We start from the raw sequence: 16,871 nt of genomic DNA, 5'->3' as shown, positions 1-16,871 counted from the left end.
GTTAACAGCGGAGTTGTTAAACAATATCAAAAGTATGTTTATTTTTGTGGAAGGCATAATAAAATTTAAAATGGAAAATTGGATTATCAGAGAAATTAAAAAAGAAGACAATCAGGCAGTTGCCCAATTAATAAGATGCGTTTTTGATGAAATGGAAATTCCGAAAACCGGAACAGCTTATGAAGATCTGTATTTGGATTTAATGTTTGAACAATACAGTAAGCCACAATCGGTTTATTTTGTGGTTGAGAACGAAGGTGAAATTGTAGGATGTTGCGGAATCGCACCTTTAGAAAATGGCGACCCGAAGATTTGCGAATTACAAAAAATGTATTTTTTGCCCAAAACCCGCAGATTAGGAATAGGGAGCAAAATGATCGAAAAATGTTTAGAGCATGCTAAAAACTTTGGTTTCGAAAAATGCTATTTAGAAACAATGCCTTTTATGCATGCTGCACAAAAATTATATAAGAAGTCAGGGTTTGTGTATTTAGAGGCTTCGTTAGGATGTACAGGTCACAATTCCTGCCCGGTCTGGATGTTGAAAGAATTGTAAAATAACACTGTAACAAAATTTATTTCTCGATACTTATAGAAAGCAATTTAATTTAGCTAAAAAGCTTAAAATCCCCAATGAAAATCAAACAATACAGGACACAATTTATCAAGGAACTCTCTTCGTTATATGATGCTTACGAAGCTGAAAGTTTTTTTTATCTGATATTAGAAAATAAATATAATCTTAGACAAATAGATTTGGCTTTAAATCATGAATTAGCTTTTTCAGATGCTGATTTAGAGGTTTTGGAATCTTTTTTAATTGAATTGAAAAAAGAAGTACCGATTCAATATTTACTGAGGAAAACAAATTTTTATGGATTGGATTTTGAAGTAAATGAGAATGTTTTGATTCCAAGACCCGAAACAGAAGAACTGGTCGACTGGATTATTAATGAAAACAAGATTATCGACAAAACTAAAAAACTTAAAATACTTGATATAGGAACCGGAAGCGGCTGTATTGCAATTTCACTCGCAAAGAATCTCCCAAATGCAGAAGTTTATGCTATGGATGTTTCGAAGAGGGCTATTGAAACGGCAAAAAAAAATGCAAGGAATAATAATGTCAAAATAATTTTTATACTTAAGAGTATTTTAGAATTAGAAATCCTGAAATCTAATTTTGATATTATTGTTTCAAATCCGCCTTATGTCCGCCATTTAGAGAAGCAGGAAATTAAAAAGAATGTTTTGGATTACGAACCGCATCTGGCACTTTTTGTGGATGACAATGATGCGTTGGTTTTTTACAGAAAAATTGCTGAATTAGCTCAGAAAAACCTTCTGGATAAAGGACAATTGTACTTTGAAATTAATCAGTATTTAGGAAAGGAAATGACTGAATTACTGGAAAAAATGAATTTTAAAAATGTTGAATTACGAAAAGATATTTATGATAATGACAGGATGATGAAGGCTACTATTTAAAGTCATTATATTATTCATCAGTTTGTCATTCCGTAGGAATCTATTGTTCAAAAAGAGAATTCCAAAATTCTAAATTTGGATGCATTTCTTTTATTAAGCTTAATTTCTTTTCCCGGGAAAGATTTTTAATTTCTTTTTCTCTTTCAATTGCTAATTGAATCCAGCTAAACTTTTCAAAATAAATTAAAAAGTGTGAATTATATTTTGAAGTAAAACTGTTGGGGTTTAGTTTGCTCTTATGTTGTTGTAAGCGTAATTTTAAATTATTTGTAACACCTGTATATAAAACATTTCTGTTTTTATTAGTTAGGATATAAACATAAAAAGTATAGATTCCTTCTGTATATTCAATCATTAGTGTTTAATAAAATAAAAATGAGATTCCTACGGAATGACAAACTGTGTGTGAAATTTTCAAAAGATAAAATCTGTCAAATTCTTTAGACTATTCATAACGCAAAGCCTCAATAGGGTCTAATTGCGAAGCTTTAATTGCAGGGTACAATCCGGAAACAATGGCAACCATAAAACTTGTACCAAAAGCTGCAAAAATTGCCATCCACGGAATCACGAATGCAAAACTCATTGCGGCTGCAAATGCGAAACCGATTAAGATTCCTAATACAATTCCGACTAAGCCGCCAATTTGTCCAATCAATAAAGTTTCGATAAAAAACTGAACAGAAATAGTAATTTTTGTTGCACCCAAAGCTTTACGAACACCAATTTCGCGGGTACGTTCTGTAACCGAAACGATCATAATATTCATTAAGGCAATTGATGATCCAAGAATGGTAATGATGCTGATAATCCAGGAAGCCCAGCCTAGATATTTAGTAATTCCGAGAATTCTGTTGATTAAATCGTCACTGCGCCCAATTCCGAAATTATTATCACGAACAGGACTAAGTTTTCGAACTCTTCGCATCGTACTGGTAGCGTTATCAACAGCCTGGTCTAAAAGTTCTTTTTTAGAAACCATCACACTTATGGTATAGTTGATGTTTGGTGCGGTAAATAAAGAACGCGCTACCTGAATTGGAATGAGAACACGTAAATCCTGGCTGTTTCCAAAGGTCGATCCTTTTTCTTTTAAAACTCCAATAACTTTAAAACGCGCACCACGGATTGAAATAATTTTATCAATTGGATTGACATCTTTTAATAAGCCTTTTTCGAAATCAGAACCTACGATGCACGAGTAGGTATTGTTTTCGATATCAAACTGATTAAATGAACGTCCTGAATTGATTTCTAATCCGGAGTTGCCTATAAAATGTTCGTCGACACCGACAATTGTAATTTCAGGATCTGTTTTTTGATCTGAATATTTGACTTCGGCTTTTGAAGTTGCTGTAAATGAAAGAGAAGTTTCGGTGAACGGGTATTTGTATTTATTTTTAAAAGCGACAGCTTCAGGGTATGAAATAATCGGGTTGATGATCTCGCGTTCATTTCCGCCACGGTTTTTAACGGTATTTTCGTATTGATTAATGTTGAAAGTATTCGCTCCCATAGATGCAAAATTAGTCGAAACCGTATTTTCAAGTGCTGTTACAACAGTCAAAATCCCAACCAAAGCTGTAATTCCGATAGCGATAATCAATACCGTAAGAATAGTTCGCAGCAATTGCGTTTTGATAGAACCAAAAGCAATCCGGATATTTTCTTTAAATAGTTTTAGCATCATGACCAATTTGACACGAAAATACGTTTTTTGTTACAAGTTTGTTTTCGAAGCAGTATTATTTATTTTAAAAAGTAAGATATTTGCAGGCGATTAAAAAATAATGTCTAAAGGTTTTTAGAATTAGTAGCAATGAAAATCTAAATCTAATAATCTCAAATCTAAATAATCTAAAAAAGATGGCTTCAAAACCAAGTATTCCAAAAGGGACAAGAGATTTTTCACCAGCAGAGGTGTCAAAGCGTCAATATATTATTCAGACTATAAAGAGTAATTTTGAAAAATTCGGTTTTCAACCGATAGAAACCCCTTCGTTTGAAAATTCAGATACCTTAATGGGAAAATATGGAGAGGAAGGAGATCGTCTGATTTTTAAGATATTGAATTCAGGGGATTACATGAAAGACATAAAAGCTTTATATGATGATTTAATATTTATATTTGATGAAGACGAATTAAAGAAAAAATTAAAGGAAATAAAATCTTTATATCTAAATGTTACTTCAAGTGAACTTGTAAATCACAAGGAAACAATTAATATTCATTTTGATAATTTTTTTCAAAGCAAAACAAAAAAGCTAAAGAGAGGTTCTATAGAAAATGTATTCAATTTTAAAAAGAAAGATGATATTTATTATTCTCTATTTAAAATATTTGAAAATTATTTAAGCTTTAGAACATATACATATAAGGAGAAAAAAAGATTCTATATAAGTGAATTTCAAAAAGATATTTTGTCATTGATAAATAGAATTATTGATGATAAAATTGGAAGTATTTCAAGTGATATTTCTGAAAAAGCTTTACGTTACGACTTAACTGTTCCGTTTGCGAGATATATAGTTCAAAATCAAAATGATATTGTATTTCCTTTCAAAAGATATCAGATCCAGCCTGTTTGGCGAGCAGATAAGCCGCAAAAAGGTCGTTATAGAGAATTTTTTCAGTGTGATGCCGATGTGGTAGGTTCAAAATCATTATGGCAGGAAGTGGAGTTGGTTCAATTATATGATAATGTCTTTACTGCTCTAGGTTTAGAAGGTGTAACAATTAAAATAAATAACAGAAAAATATTGTCAGGAATTGCTGAAGTAATTGGAGCTTCTGATAAATTAATTGATTTCACAGTTGCCCTTGATAAATTAGACAAAATAGGAGAAGACGGTGTTAAAAAAGAAATGATCGAAAAAGGAATTTCTGAAGAAGCTTTGGTTACAGTACAGCCACTCTTTAATTTTTCAGGAACCTTTGCGGAGAAAATCAATCAGCTTTCAGCATTATTAGCTTCGTCTGAAGAAGGTATGAAAGGTGTTGAGGAACTTAAATTTATTTGTGACAATGTGGCTGTTTTAGGACTTTCAACCGCAATTTTAGATCTGGATGTAACCTTGGCTCGTGGTTTAAACTATTACACGGGTGCAATTTATGAGGTTGCAGCTCCAAAAACTGTTTCAATTGGTTCTATCGGTGGTGGTGGAAGATATGATAATTTGACAGGTATTTTTGGATTGCCAGATAAAAGTGGTGTAGGAATTTCTTTTGGACTAGACCGAATTTATCTGGTTTTAGAAGAATTGCAATTATTCCCCGAAACAGTTGCTGCGACATCAAAAGCGTTGTTTGTTAATTATGGAGATAAAGAAGCGTTGTATGCTTCGCAGGCAATTCAGAAATTAAGACAGGAAAATATAAAAGTAGAATTGTATCCGGATAACGTAAAAGTTGGAAAACAATTTCAATATGCAGACAAACGTTTGATTCCTTTTGCTGTAATTGCAGGAGATCAGGAAATTGCTTCAAATTCTTATTCGCTTAAAAATTTAGTAACAGGTGAGCAGGTTTCGGTTGATTTTGAGGGATTGAAAAATGCGTTACTTGCATAAGCTGACAGTAAAGTGTTCTGTTACAGATTAAAGCCTGTTTAATTGTCTTTTGATTGATATAAATTAGCACTCATCAGCTTAAATATTTTTAAAATCTATGTCAATTAATTTGCGGAACAGGAAAAAAACAGTTTATTTTGCGGCCTTAAGTTACGGGCGTAGTTCAAGGGTAGAATAGCGGTCTCCAAAACCGTTGATGGGGGTTCGAATCCCTCCGCCCGTGCAAATACAAATAGTAAATTGTAATTAAAATAAAAAAAAGCTTCGTCAATTTGATGAAGCTTTTTTTAATATAAGGTAAACTTGAATTAATAATTTATATAAGCCGAGGCTAACCCTTAAATTCAAACTTTGATAGGTTGTAACAATGATTTGGTTTCGGTCTCAAATATATAACAAACGAAAACGTAATAGTCTTAAAATTATATTAAATTTTTCTTTAAGAAATCGTAGCTTATAGTGGAATCTAATTTTAAGAGTGACAATTTGACATTTTAGAAGATTTGGCAGTACTTTTGCAATCCAACAGAAAGAAATAAAATGAAGTTTAAAAATATTTTTAAAAATAAAAGTAATATGACTACGGAAAATACAGAATTCGATCAGGAATTAGATGAATCAACTATAGAGAATAACGCTAATGGAGAGCAATTAATTGTTGAAGAATTAAGTGTTGAGGAGCAGTTAGCCCAGGACTTAGCTAAAGAAAAAGATAAGTTTTTGAGATTATTTGCTGAATTTGAAAATTACAAAAAAAGAACTTCAAAAGAACGTATAGATTTGTTTAAAACTGCCAATCAGGAAGTTTTACTTGCAATGTTGCCTGTTTTGGATGATTTTGACAGAGCTGCTGTAGAAATCAACAAATCTGAAGATGAAAACTTAAAAAAAGGCGTAGAACTGATTCATGAAAAACTAAAAAGTACTTTAGTTGGAAAAGGCTTAGAACAGGTTGAAATTCAGGCTGGCGATGCTTTTAATGCAGATGTAGCTGAGGCAATTACACAAATTCCGGCTCCGTCTGATAAATTGAAAGGGAAAATCGTTGATGTCATTGAAAAAGGATACAAATTAGGAGACAAAATTATTCGTTTTCCTAAAGTTGTTGTTGGAAATTAAAAAATGCAAATAGGAATTTCAGCTCATTTTTGGAATTTGGAATTTTAAAATTTGGGCACAAGCGCTAGCGAACTGGCGAAGCAATTTAAACCTAATTATGAAAAAAGATTTTTACGAAATACTGGGCATTTCAAAAAATGCTGATGCTGCCGAAATTAAAAAAGCATACCGAAAAAGTGCTTTAAAGTATCATCCTGATAAAAATCCAGGTGACAAAGAGGCAGAAGAAAACTTTAAACTTGCGGCAGAGGCTTATGAAGTTTTGAGTGATCCGCAGAAAAAAGCAAAGTACGATCAGTACGGTCATCAGGCATTTGATGGATCCGGCGGATTTGGAGGTCATGGCGGTATGAATATGGATGACATTTTCAGCCAGTTTGGTGATATCTTTGGAGGCGGATTTGGCGGTTTCGGAGGCGGAGGCGGAGGTCCTCGTCGTGCTAAAGGAAGTAATCTTCGAATTAAGGTAAAACTGACTTTAGAAGAAATTGCAAATGGAGTTGAGAAAAAAGTAAAAGTAAAACGTAAAGTTCAGGCTAAAGGCGTTACCTACAAAACCTGTTCGACTTGTAACGGGCAAGGTCAGGTAATGCGCGTAACAAACACTATTTTAGGAAGAATGCAGTCTGCATCTACTTGTCCTACATGTGGTGGTTCTGGACAAATTCTTGATAAAAGACCTTCTGAGGCTGATGCTCAGGGTATGGTACAGGAGGACGAGACAGTGTCAATCAAAATTCCTGCAGGGGTTACTGACGGAATGCAGTTGAAAGTGTCTAATAAAGGAAATGATGCTCCCGGAAACAGCATTCCTGGAGATTTAATCGTTGCCATCGAAGAGGTTGAACACGAATTCTTAAAACGTGAAGGTGAAAATGTACACTACGATTTATACATCAGTTTCCCTGAAGCAGTTTTAGGAGTTTCTAAAGATATAGAAGCAATTAATGGAAAAGTACGTATTAAACTCGAAGAAGGAATCCAATCCGGAAAAATCTTAAGATTAAAAGGAAAAGGTATTCCAAGCTTAAACGGATACGGAAACGGGGATTTATTAGTTCACGTAAATGTATGGACGCCAAAAACGTTGAACAAAGAGCAAAAGCAATTCTTTGAAAATGCTTTAAATAATGAACATTTTGTTCCTAATCCTGAAAAATCAGAAAAATCATTTTTTGAAAAAGTAAAAGATATGTTTTCATAAGCTATACTTTATAAAAACAAGTAATATAAAACCCATTCTATTGTAAATTTAGAATGGGTTTTTTCTTTATTCTGACAAAGATTCAATACGAATTATTTACTTTTACATACTTTAAGCCACAATAGTCAAATTGACGCAGAAATCTAAAAAATCGCATGAGCAACTTACTAGAAGTCCATAAAGTAGTAAAACGATATGGTGACTATGTCGCACTTAACGAAGTTTCATTAAATGTCCCAAAAGGCAGTATTTACGGATTGTTAGGTCCAAATGGTGCAGGAAAAACGTCCCTCATCCGAATTATCAATCAAATTACCCTGCCAGATAGCGGTGAAGTTATTCTGGATGGAGAAAAACTGCAGCCAAAACATGTACAGACAATAGGGTATCTTCCGGAAGAGAGAGGTTTATACAGTTCGATGAAAGTAGGCGAACAATGTTTGTATCTCGCACAAATGAAAGGGCTTTCTAAAACTGAAGCGAAACAACAGCTTGATTTTTGGTTTGACCGTTTGGGGATTCAGGGTTGGTGGAACAAGAAAATTCAGGAGCTTTCTAAAGGAATGGCACAAAAAATTCAGTTTGTGGTTTGTGTTTTGCATAAACCAAAATTGTTGATTTTCGATGAGCCTTTTTCGGGTTTTGATCCGGTAAACGCCAACGTTATTAAAGACGAGATTCTGGCATTGAAAGAACAGGGTTCTACCATTATTTTTTCGACACACCGAATGGAAAGTGTTGAGGAGCTTTGCGATCATATTGCCTTAATTCATAAATCGAATAAATTAATTGAGGGAAAGGTTAGCGATGTAAAACGTGAATTTCGAACGAATAGTTTTGAAGTTGGAATACTGACCAATAATGTGGAAGGTTTGATGTATGATATTACTCAGAAGTTTACCGTTTCACCGGCTAATTTTAAATCTTTAAATGACGATTTAAAATTAAATATTCAGATTGGAAATGCAGCGCCGAACGAATTGTTGAATGTATTGACACAACGAGGACAGGTAACACATTTCGTTGAGAAAATCCCGGCTATAAACGATATTTTTATTCAAACTGTAACTGAAAATAAAAATTAAACTCCAATAATTAAATTCCAAATTCCAATTTTAAATGTATTCAATTAAATCTGGGATTTAAAATTTGAAAATAAAAAATATAGATGAGTATAATTTCATTAATTATAAAAAGAGAATTTATTGCCAAAGTCCGTAATAAGTCTTTTGTTGTTATGACTTTTTTGAGTCCGGTGTTATTTGTAGCAATTGCCGGATTTATTGGTTATCTGAGTTCTATGAAAGCTGAAACCAAAAGAATTGCGATTCATGATGAAACCGGACTTTTTGCTGCTGATTTTTTAAAAGAAAATAAAAAAGGAGCAGAATTCAGATACCTCAATTTATCTGAAATTGATGTAAAAGCTTTAAAAGACAGTATTACAAAAGAAAATTTCAGTGGATTAATTGTTATTCCTAAAACAAAAAACAACAAAGATTTAGAAACTAAAATTGAGTTCATTTCGAATAATAGTCCGAGTATTTCTTTTATTGAAAGTACCCAGGATATCATCGGAAATAAAATCACGAAATTAAATCTTGAAGAAGCAAAACTGGATACTTTGGCCATTCAGAAAGCGCAGTCAAATGTCAATATTCATTTGATTAAAGCTTCCGGAGAAGAAAGTTTGAAAGGTCTGAATGAAATTAAAATCGGAATTGGAGGTGCATTCGGTTATCTGATTATGATGTTTATTATCATTTATGGTAATATGGTAATGCGAAGCGTAATTGAAGAAAAGACAAATCGAATTATAGAAATTATCATTTCTTCTGTAAAACCATTTCAATTAATGATCGGTAAAATTGTAGGAACTTCACTGGCTGGAATTTTACAATTTGTAATTTGGGCTATTATTGGTTTAGGATTGATGTTTGCTGCATCGGCATTTTTTGGAGTCAATGTTGGACCAACGGCAAGAGTTTCTCCTGAATTAATGCAAGCAGCACAACATGAACTTTCAGGTTCTGCACAAATGTATATCGCTGAATTATGGAATTTACCTATTGCCAGCATTTTAACCGGCTTTATAGTTTATTTTATCGGAGGTTATTTTCTATACAGTTCATTTTACGCAGCTATTGGTGCAGCCGTTGATAATCAGACGGATTCGCAGCAATTTTTGTTGCCCATCATAATGCCATTAATCCTAAGTGTTTATATTGGGTTTTTTACAGTTGTAAATGACCCCCACGGAAGTGTTGCGGTAATTTTTTCAATGATCCCGCTTACATCGCCAATTGTAATGTTAATGAGGCTCCCTTTTGGAGTGCCCTGGTGGCAAATCGTAATTTCGGTATCATTATTGTTTGCTACATTTTTCCTTGTGGTCTGGTTCGCTGCCAAAATTTACCGCATAGGTATTTTAATGTACGGCAAAAAACCAACATGGAAAGAATTGTATAAATGGCTTAAGTATTAAAATTCCAAATTAATTGGTTTTTGGAATTTTTTAAAATTGAAAATTACGAAGTATGAGTAGGATACTAATTATTGAAGACGAAGCAGCAATCAGAAGAGTTCTGGTAAAAATTTTATCAGAAGAAAATGATTCGTATCAGGTGGATGAAGCTGAAGATGGTGTTGCCGGACTTGAAAAAATAAAAAACAACGACTACGATTTGGTTTTGTGTGATATCAAAATGCCAAAAATGGATGGTGTTGAGGTTTTGGAAGAAGTAAAAAAAGTAAAACCAGAAATTCCGATGGTTATGATTTCTGGTCACGGCGACATGGAAACGGCAATTCAAACGATGCGTTTAGGAGCTTTTGATTATATTTCGAAACCGCCGGATTTGAACCGCTTACTTAACACCGTTCGTAATGCTCTGGATAAAAAACAATTAGTAGTTGAAAATAAAATCCTAAAGAAAAAAGTCAGCAAAAACTACGAAATGATTGGTGAGAGTGAATCAATCAATCATATCAAAGTGATGATTGATAAAGTCGCTCCAACAGAAGCAAGAGTTTTAATTACCGGACCAAACGGAACAGGTAAGGAATTAGTAGCGCATCAATTACACGAAAAAAGCGAACGTTCTGCTTTTCCTTTAATTGAAGTAAACTGTGCCGCTATTCCGAGTGAATTGATTGAAAGCGAATTGTTTGGACACGTAAAAGGAGCCTTTACATCGGCAGTTAAAGATCGTGCCGGAAAGTTTGAAGCGGCTGATAAAGGAACCATTTTTCTGGATGAAATTGGAGATATGAGTCTTTCCGCACAGGCCAAAGTTTTGCGTGCATTACAAGAAAGTATGATTACAAGGGTCGGTGCTGATAAAGACATCAAAGTTGATGTTCGTGTCGTTGCCGCAACCAATAAAGATTTGAAAACAGAAATTGCAGAAGGCCGTTTCCGTGAAGATTTATACCACCGTCTGGCAGTAATTTTAATTAAAGTTCCGCCTTTGAATGAAAGACGTGATGATATTCCGGCTTTGATTTCGCATTTTGCAGAAAAAATTGCTTCGGAACAAGGAAATGCTGTGAAAGTATTTTCGGCGCAAGCCATAAAATTATTACAGGAATACGACTGGACAGGTAATATTCGTGAACTTCGAAATGTGGTTGAAAGACTAATTATTCTGGGAGGAAGCGAAATTTCTGAAACTGACGTGAAAATGTTTGCGAGCAAATAGTGATTTAATTTTTCAATCTGAAAACTAAAATCATAAATCTAAAATTTAGAAATGAAACTAAAAAAAATAAACGAGAAATTACAAGATGCCTTAATTGAGAATGGTTTAACAGAAGCAAACATATTGCAAATGGAAACTTTTTCGACAATTAAAAGCGGTGCTGACTGTATGATAATTTCTCCAGCGGGAACTGGTAAATCGACAACCATTGTGTTGAATGTAATTCAGCAGTTAGCAGGTAAAAATGAAGAGTCTCCCCGGGCTTTAATTGTTGTTGAAGACAAAGAAAAAGTTCTGGCAATGGAAGCACTTTTTGAGAAATATGGTAAATATACCAACCTTGAAGTGTATGGAGTTCATGACAAAGGCGATATGGATTATGATAAAAACTATATTTCGACCGGAATTGATGTTTTAATAGGGACCCCAACGAAGCTGAATGATATGTTTAGTACCGCCGGTTACAATGTTAATCGTCTTAAAATGTTTATTCTCGATGATGCTGATCCGATTTTGAAACTGCGTCATGAGCCAAAAATAATGCGGATTTCGAACAGTATCGCTAAAACACAGCGTCTTATTTTTGCAGAAACCCTGACGGAACGCATTGAAATTTTAGCTGATAAAATGCTATTGGAACCTTATTTTTTTGATATGGATGAAGAGGGTGAAGAAGAGTTGGACGAAGAAGAGGATCAAATAGAAGAGGAGTAGAGCTTTTACGATATCCATGGAAATGATAAAAACACTTAAATTTTTAATGATTGTACTTTTAGCGTTCTTCGTTGTAATTTATTTGATTATTGTTTCTTATGTGTATTTCAATCAGACAGGAATGATTTTTCAAAATGCTGTTCTTTCTAAAGAATATCAATTTGAATATCAGAGTGAATTTGAAGAGTTAAATATTAAGTCATTTGATGGTGTAAATCTTAATGGACTTTTATTTAAAGCAGAACATTCCAAAGGTTTGGTTTTTTATCTTCACGGAAACGCCGGGACACTTGAAACCTGGGGCAGTATTTCTAAAATTTATACTTCATTAGGATATGATATTTTTATTTTGGATTATCGAAGTTTTGGGAAGAGCGAAGGCAAAATAGAAAATGAAGATCAATTAAATAAGGATATCGCAGCGGTTTATAAAGTAATGAAGCAAAGATATTCAGAAGAAAAAATTATCATTACAGGTTATTCTATTGGTTCAGGTCTGGCTACAATTTTGGCTTCAGAAAACAAACCAAAAGTCTTAATTCTGCAATCTCCTTATTTTAGTTTTACAGAATTATCAAGCAGCAGAGTTCCGTTTTTTCCTGACTTTATGAAAAAATTTCATTTAGAAACTTTTAGATATTTGCCAAAAGTAAAAGCGCCTGTTTATATTTTTCACGGAACTGACGATCAATTAATTCCTTTTGATAATTCTGTCCGGCTAAAGAACCTTTTAAAATCGAAAGCCAATTTTTATCCTTTGAAAAATCAGGGCCATGTGGGTGTAAATGAGAATGATGGTTTTCAAAATCAGCTAAAAATAATTTTACAATAAAGAACAAAAAATAATAATAAAATACAATGTCATGGGATTAATGAAAGCATTTTCAGGAAGCGAAGTATTAGCACTTGCTTTGCAGGAAAGATTAGAAGCAGCCGGTGTAGAGACTGTAAAAAAAGATAATATTCAATCAGCAAGATTAGCTGGTTTTGGGCAAACCGATTTAGCAGTTGAAATTTTTATTCAGGAAACCGATTTTGCAAAGGCAAATCCTGTTATTGAGGAATTTAGAATGAGTATTTAAATAGTTTTAGTCCCTGGTACTTAGTCCTCATCAACTAAGTGCAAAATAAGACTGGGGACTAAGTACTAAGGACTAAGAACTGAGAAAAAATGCAATATAAAATGTTAGTGCTCGACATGGATGATACCTTGTTGACAGATGACCATAAAATTTCTGAATTAAATAAAAAAGTGCTTCTGGAAGCACAGGCAAAAGGTGTTTATGTGGTTTTGGCTTCTGGCCGTCCAACATCTGCTATGACGACTTTTGCTAAAGAATTAGAACTAGATTTAAACGACTCATATATTATTTCTTTTAACGGAGCTATAATCAGTACTGTAAAGGACGATCTCATCTTATTTGAACAATGTCTGACGCCGGAACAAATTCATGATTTATACGATTACAGTGTAAAAATGAAAACGCATATTATCACGTATCTGGATGGTGAAATTATAAGTGAAACGGATTCTGAATATATCCAAATAGAAAAAGAAATTACCGGATTGCCGCATAATAAAGTTTCTGATTTTAAAGCAGCTGTTACAAAACCTGCAGTAAAATGCATCTTGTTGGAACATCCTTCTTATTTAAAAGAAGTGGAGAAAGACTTAAAAGTAGCAATGCCACATTTGAGTGTTGCTATGTCAAAACCTTTTTTCCTTGAAGCAGCCCAATTCGGAATTGATAAAGCAGCAAGTATAAAAATATTGGCAGAGAAATTGAATATTCATCAAAGCGAAATTATTGCTGTTGGAAATGCAGGAAATGATCTCACCATGATAGAATATGCTGGTTTGGGCGTTTGGGTCGATAATGTAACACCTGAATTGCGGGACAGGGCAAATGTAATTGTAGCGTCAAATAATGATGATGGTGTTGCTGAGGTTGTACAGCGCTATATATTGGTATAAAATACAGCAATCTTAAGCAAAAAAAATCCGAAATTTAGTTTTAAATTTCGGATTTGTATTTTTATAAATTCTTGTGAATTATTTTTTAGCTACAGAAACAAAATATTTATTTCCGTCACCCATAGTTAATTTTACACGTTCATCGCAAAGGTCTATTGCGAAACTGTCGCTTTCATAACAGCTGCAGGTGGTGTTTTTGTCTTTAGACATTTCGGTTTTACAGTTGTTATTTTTAAATGTTGCCAATTGCGGAGTATATAAACTTACCAGATCAGTAGAGGCAGTAACAAGCGAAATAATACTAGCAGAATTGGTATTTGTAATTCTGTAAACGATTCTGTCAGTATAATTAACTTCATTAACAACTACTTTTCTGATATAGGTATAAGCAGTAGATCCTTCTCCAGGCTCTTTAACTTCAAATTTAAATCCTACAGCACGTATGGCTATATCAAATTTTTGTTGAGAGTTAAAACTGGCCCATGTTGTAAGTGTGCTGATTGTTGGAAACGGATTTGAACTTGCAGCAGGAGCGTTTGTTTGTGCCTGTACATTAAAAAAAGTTAAGAACATTAAGCAGATTGTGGGCAAAAATGCTTTCATATGGTTTTATAAGTTTAAAAATTTGCCTACTCTAAAATGGTTTTCGGCTTTCCCATTGTCTTTTTGAAAATTTTAAAACGTCGTAAATCGAATAATCTTATGTTCAGATTTAATTTTTTTTTATCAAATTTCGCTTTGTGAATTTAGGTTTAATATTTATCTCAGCAAAGGAAAAAGTAAGAAAAAATTAAATTTACAACTAATTTTATGTATTTAATCGGATTTATTTGCTTTTTGTCGATTTTTTCTTTCAAATTTGATTTTCCAACTTTAAACTTTTCTTCCAAAAAATAACATCAATTTGAAGTCTTAAAAAAATACACTATCCCTTATTTATACAAAATGAATCTCTGTTTCATTCAATCTGTTGATTTATAATCTATTATTGATTTTATTATAAAGAAATTTGTGTGTAAATTTGCAAACTCTTCGATTGAAGATGTAAATATAATAATCTTACTACTTAAAACGTAGTGTATTCCTATGGAAAATAGAAAAAAAGTTGCTTTTTATACGCTTGGGTGCAAACTGAATTTTTCAGAGACATCTACAATTGCCAGAAATTTTAATGATGAAGGTTTTGACAGGGTAGATTTTGAAGAAGTTGCGGACATATATGTTATTAATACGTGCTCTGTAACAGAAAATGCTGACAAACAATTTAAGCAGGTCGTAAAAAAAGCAATGAAACTTAATGATAAAGCTTTTGTTGCCGCTGTAGGTTGCTATGCGCAATTGAAACCTGAAGAATTAGCAGCTGTAGATGGTGTTGATTTGGTTTTGGGGGCTACTGAAAAATTTAAAATTACCGATTACATTCACGATTTAAGTAAAAACGACATGGGTGAGGTTCATTCATGCGAGATTGCTGAAGCCGATTTTTACGTTGGAAGTTATTCTATTGGCGATCGTACCCGTGCTTTTTTGAAAGTTCAGGATGGCTGTGACTATAAATGTACTTATTGTACGATTCCATTAGCACGCGGAATTTCAAGAAGTGACGCTTTAGAAAATGTATTACAGAATGCAAAAGAAATTTCTGCTCAGGATATTAAAGAAATCGTCCTGACAGGAGTGAATATTGGTGATTACGGAAAAGGGGAATTTGGAAATAAAAAACACGAACATACTTTCTTAGATTTAGTACAGGCTTTGGATAAAGTGGAAGGAATCGAGCGTTTGCGAATTTCATCAATCGAGCCTAATTTACTAAAAAACGAAACAATTGAGTTCGTATCTAAAAGCCGTACTTTCGTACCTCACTTTCATATTCCGCTGCAATCCGGAAGCAATGATATTTTGAAATTAATGAAACGCCGTTATCTGCGTGAAGTGTATACAGACCGTGTAAACAAAATCCGTGAAGTAATGCCAGATGCATGTATTGGGGTTGATGTAATTGTTGGCTTTCCGGGAGAAACAGACGAACATTTCTTAGAAACATATCATTTTCTTAATGAAATGGATATATCCTATTTACACGTATTTACTTATTCTGAAAGAGATAATACTGAAGCAGCTGATATGCAGGGTGTTGTTCCTGCTAACGTAAGGGCAAAGCGAAGTAAAATGTTACGCGGATTGTCGGTTAAAAAACGTCGTGCTTTTTACGAAAGTCAGTTAGGATCTAAAAGAACGGTTTTATTCGAAAGCGAGAACAAAGAAGGTTATATCCATGGCTTTACTGAAAATTATGTAAAAGTAAAAACACCATGGAATCCGGAATTGGTCAATACTTTGCAAGAAATCAGCCTGACTAAAATTGATGAAGATGGAAGTGTTCGTCTGGAGTTTTTAAACAAGCTGGCAGAAGCATAATTTTAAAGATAGTGTACAATTAGACAAAAAATAACAAGCCTTTCAAAAATAATTGAAGGGCTTGTTATTTTATAGGAGTTCTTACTTCTTGTTTTCTTCCGAAACCAATTTCAAAGAATTGATATAATCTGAATCAAATTCAATCACTCTTATTTTTTCTGGATTAAAACTGAGTTCACCTCCAAAAGAGCCTCTTATATCAAGGAAATCAATAGTCAGTATTTCTTCATTGACTTCAATAAGTTTACCTAAATAAACGGATTTAGGTGATTTTTTTACAATCTGAAAAACACCATATTTGTTGCTGATGTAATGTAAGATGGTGCTTAAATCCTTAATCGGAATAATGTCTTCGGCATTTGTTTTTAGGCCTTTCAGGCGAATCACCTTTTCGTTGAATACCAGTTCTTCGTCTCTTTCGATTGCCTCAACGTTTTTATTTTTTAAAATTACAAAACCATCTAGTATAAAGTCGATTGAATTGTTTTTTAGTAAAATCCAGTCATCTGAATAATCAATCAAAAAACCGGTAAAGATTTCTTTTTTATCTGTAAATGCAATTGAAACCAATTGTCTTAAATATTGTTCCATCATAATTAATTTAAAAATTTCAATAGTAAAATTCCAAATCCCAATTTATGCATTTTTGGAATTTGGAAATTTTAAATTTTGGAATTTT

Annotated in this window: 17 protein-coding genes and 1 tRNA gene; 14 read left to right on the top strand and 4 right to left on the bottom strand. The window is 33.2% G+C overall.

Translation table 11 applies throughout. From position 1 onward, the window contains the following. The first annotated feature begins 70 nt into the window (after window positions 1-70). The gene (locus OZP09_RS07090) at window positions 71-556 is read left to right on the top strand and encodes a GNAT family N-acetyltransferase (protein WP_269237182.1); all 486 of its coding nucleotides are present in this window, start codon (window positions 71-73) and stop codon (window positions 554-556) included. 77 nt (window positions 557-633) lie between these two features. Next, the gene (gene prmC, locus OZP09_RS07085) at window positions 634-1,488 is read left to right on the top strand and encodes a peptide chain release factor N(5)-glutamine methyltransferase (protein ID WP_281310523.1); all 855 of its coding nucleotides are present in this window, start codon (window positions 634-636) and stop codon (window positions 1,486-1,488) included. Between the two features lie 40 nt (window positions 1,489-1,528). Here prmC and OZP09_RS07080 read toward each other — a convergent pair whose 3' ends face one another. Further along, window positions 1,529-1,843 (bottom strand): GIY-YIG nuclease family protein, encoded by a 315-nt coding sequence (locus OZP09_RS07080; RefSeq protein ID WP_281310522.1) that lies wholly within the window; start codon window positions 1,841-1,843, stop codon window positions 1,529-1,531. Window positions 1,844-1,933: 90 nt separating this feature from the next. Continuing rightward, window positions 1,934-3,178 (bottom strand): ABC transporter permease, encoded by a 1,245-nt coding sequence (locus tag OZP09_RS07075; protein ID WP_269237181.1) that lies wholly within the window; start codon window positions 3,176-3,178, stop codon window positions 1,934-1,936. A gap of 176 nt (window positions 3,179-3,354) precedes the next feature. On the opposite strand from OZP09_RS07075, the gene hisS reads away from it, so the two are divergent. From hisS to OZP09_RS07020, 11 genes are all read left to right on the top strand, one after another. Then, entirely contained in the window at window positions 3,355-5,058 is a 1,704-nt protein-coding gene (gene hisS, locus OZP09_RS07070; RefSeq protein WP_281310521.1) for a histidine--tRNA ligase, read from the top strand. A gap of 152 nt (window positions 5,059-5,210) precedes the next feature. Beyond that, window positions 5,211-5,281, top strand: a tRNA-Trp gene (locus OZP09_RS07065). Window positions 5,282-5,598: 317 nt separating this feature from the next. Further along, on the top strand, window positions 5,599-6,177 hold the full coding sequence (locus OZP09_RS07060) for a nucleotide exchange factor GrpE (protein WP_223681817.1): 579 nt from the start codon (window positions 5,599-5,601) through the stop codon (window positions 6,175-6,177). 97 nt (window positions 6,178-6,274) lie between these two features. Further along, window positions 6,275-7,381, top strand: a complete 1,107-nt coding sequence (dnaJ, locus tag OZP09_RS07055; RefSeq protein ID WP_278010822.1) for a molecular chaperone DnaJ — start codon at window positions 6,275-6,277, stop codon at window positions 7,379-7,381. A gap of 155 nt (window positions 7,382-7,536) precedes the next feature. After that, window positions 7,537-8,466: an ABC transporter ATP-binding protein gene (locus OZP09_RS07050; protein ID WP_269237179.1), complete on the top strand. Its 930-nt coding sequence runs from the start codon at window positions 7,537-7,539 to the stop codon at window positions 8,464-8,466. Between the two features lie 83 nt (window positions 8,467-8,549). Then, a complete protein-coding gene (locus OZP09_RS07045; protein WP_269237178.1) occupies window positions 8,550-9,866 on the top strand; it encodes an ABC transporter permease in 1,317 nt (438 codons plus the stop codon). Window positions 9,867-9,918: 52 nt separating this feature from the next. Then, a complete protein-coding gene (locus OZP09_RS07040) occupies window positions 9,919-11,082 on the top strand; it encodes a sigma-54-dependent transcriptional regulator (RefSeq protein WP_281310520.1) in 1,164 nt (387 codons plus the stop codon). 51 nt (window positions 11,083-11,133) lie between these two features. Continuing rightward, window positions 11,134-11,796 carry a DEAD/DEAH box helicase gene (locus OZP09_RS07035; protein ID WP_281310519.1) on the top strand — a complete coding sequence of 221 codons (663 nt, stop codon included), beginning with the start codon at window positions 11,134-11,136 and terminating at the stop codon, window positions 11,794-11,796. Between the two features lie 46 nt (window positions 11,797-11,842). Next, on the top strand, window positions 11,843-12,628 hold the full coding sequence (locus tag OZP09_RS07030) for an alpha/beta hydrolase (protein ID WP_269237177.1): 786 nt from the start codon (window positions 11,843-11,845) through the stop codon (window positions 12,626-12,628). A 31-nt stretch (window positions 12,629-12,659) separates the two neighbouring features. Beyond that, entirely contained in the window at window positions 12,660-12,878 is a 219-nt protein-coding gene (locus OZP09_RS07025; RefSeq protein WP_223681806.1) for a putative signal transducing protein, read from the top strand. Between the two features lie 89 nt (window positions 12,879-12,967). Then, on the top strand, window positions 12,968-13,771 hold the full coding sequence (locus OZP09_RS07020) for a Cof-type HAD-IIB family hydrolase (RefSeq protein WP_269237176.1): 804 nt from the start codon (window positions 12,968-12,970) through the stop codon (window positions 13,769-13,771). A 78-nt stretch (window positions 13,772-13,849) separates the two neighbouring features. Here the strand turns inward: OZP09_RS07020 and OZP09_RS07015 are convergent, their stop codons facing one another. Further along, window positions 13,850-14,374, bottom strand: a complete 525-nt coding sequence (locus OZP09_RS07015) for a hypothetical protein (RefSeq protein WP_223681802.1) — start codon at window positions 14,372-14,374, stop codon at window positions 13,850-13,852. 483 nt (window positions 14,375-14,857) lie between these two features. Between OZP09_RS07015 and mtaB the strand changes: the two genes are divergently transcribed. Further along, entirely contained in the window at window positions 14,858-16,192 is a 1,335-nt protein-coding gene (mtaB, locus tag OZP09_RS07010) for a tRNA (N(6)-L-threonylcarbamoyladenosine(37)-C(2))-methylthiotransferase MtaB (protein ID WP_269237174.1), read from the top strand. An 81-nt stretch (window positions 16,193-16,273) separates the two neighbouring features. Here mtaB and OZP09_RS07005 read toward each other — a convergent pair whose 3' ends face one another. After that, on the bottom strand, window positions 16,274-16,786 hold the full coding sequence (locus OZP09_RS07005; protein ID WP_349293624.1) for a hypothetical protein: 513 nt from the start codon (window positions 16,784-16,786) through the stop codon (window positions 16,274-16,276). Window positions 16,787-16,871 lie beyond the last annotated feature (85 nt).

The organism is Flavobacterium flavigenum, from assembly GCF_027111255.2.
Classification (GTDB): Bacteria; Bacteroidota; Bacteroidia; order Flavobacteriales; family Flavobacteriaceae; genus Flavobacterium; species Flavobacterium flavigenum.
The sequence above is the reverse complement of the archived record's forward strand: the minus strand, read 5'-3'. Positions and strand labels throughout refer to the sequence as shown.

Bases quoted from the DNA above. Each gene is read 5' to 3' on its own strand.
- OZP09_RS07090 (WP_269237182.1), top strand. From the start codon at position 71: ATGGAAAATTGGATTATCAGAGAAATTAAAAAAGAAGACAATCAGGCA.
- prmC (WP_281310523.1), top strand. From the start codon at position 634: ATGAAAATCAAACAATACAGGACACAATTTATCAAGGAACTCTCTTCG.
- OZP09_RS07080 (WP_281310522.1), bottom strand. From the start codon at position 1,843: ATGATTGAATATACAGAAGGAATCTATACTTTTTATGTTTATATCCTA.
- OZP09_RS07075 (WP_269237181.1), bottom strand. From the start codon at position 3,178: ATGATGCTAAAACTATTTAAAGAAAATATCCGGATTGCTTTTGGTTCT.
- hisS (WP_281310521.1), top strand. From the start codon at position 3,355: ATGGCTTCAAAACCAAGTATTCCAAAAGGGACAAGAGATTTTTCACCA.
- OZP09_RS07060 (WP_223681817.1), top strand. From the start codon at position 5,599: ATGAAGTTTAAAAATATTTTTAAAAATAAAAGTAATATGACTACGGAA.
- dnaJ (WP_278010822.1), top strand. From the start codon at position 6,275: ATGAAAAAAGATTTTTACGAAATACTGGGCATTTCAAAAAATGCTGAT.
- OZP09_RS07050 (WP_269237179.1), top strand. From the start codon at position 7,537: ATGAGCAACTTACTAGAAGTCCATAAAGTAGTAAAACGATATGGTGAC.
- OZP09_RS07045 (WP_269237178.1), top strand. From the start codon at position 8,550: ATGAGTATAATTTCATTAATTATAAAAAGAGAATTTATTGCCAAAGTC.
- OZP09_RS07040 (WP_281310520.1), top strand. From the start codon at position 9,919: ATGAGTAGGATACTAATTATTGAAGACGAAGCAGCAATCAGAAGAGTT.
- OZP09_RS07035 (WP_281310519.1), top strand. From the start codon at position 11,134: ATGAAACTAAAAAAAATAAACGAGAAATTACAAGATGCCTTAATTGAG.
- OZP09_RS07030 (WP_269237177.1), top strand. From the start codon at position 11,843: ATGATTGTACTTTTAGCGTTCTTCGTTGTAATTTATTTGATTATTGTT.
- OZP09_RS07025 (WP_223681806.1), top strand. From the start codon at position 12,660: ATGGGATTAATGAAAGCATTTTCAGGAAGCGAAGTATTAGCACTTGCT.
- OZP09_RS07020 (WP_269237176.1), top strand. From the start codon at position 12,968: ATGCAATATAAAATGTTAGTGCTCGACATGGATGATACCTTGTTGACA.
- OZP09_RS07015 (WP_223681802.1), bottom strand. From the start codon at position 14,374: ATGAAAGCATTTTTGCCCACAATCTGCTTAATGTTCTTAACTTTTTTT.
- mtaB (WP_269237174.1), top strand. From the start codon at position 14,858: ATGGAAAATAGAAAAAAAGTTGCTTTTTATACGCTTGGGTGCAAACTG.
- OZP09_RS07005 (WP_349293624.1), bottom strand. From the start codon at position 16,786: ATGATGGAACAATATTTAAGACAATTGGTTTCAATTGCATTTACAGAT.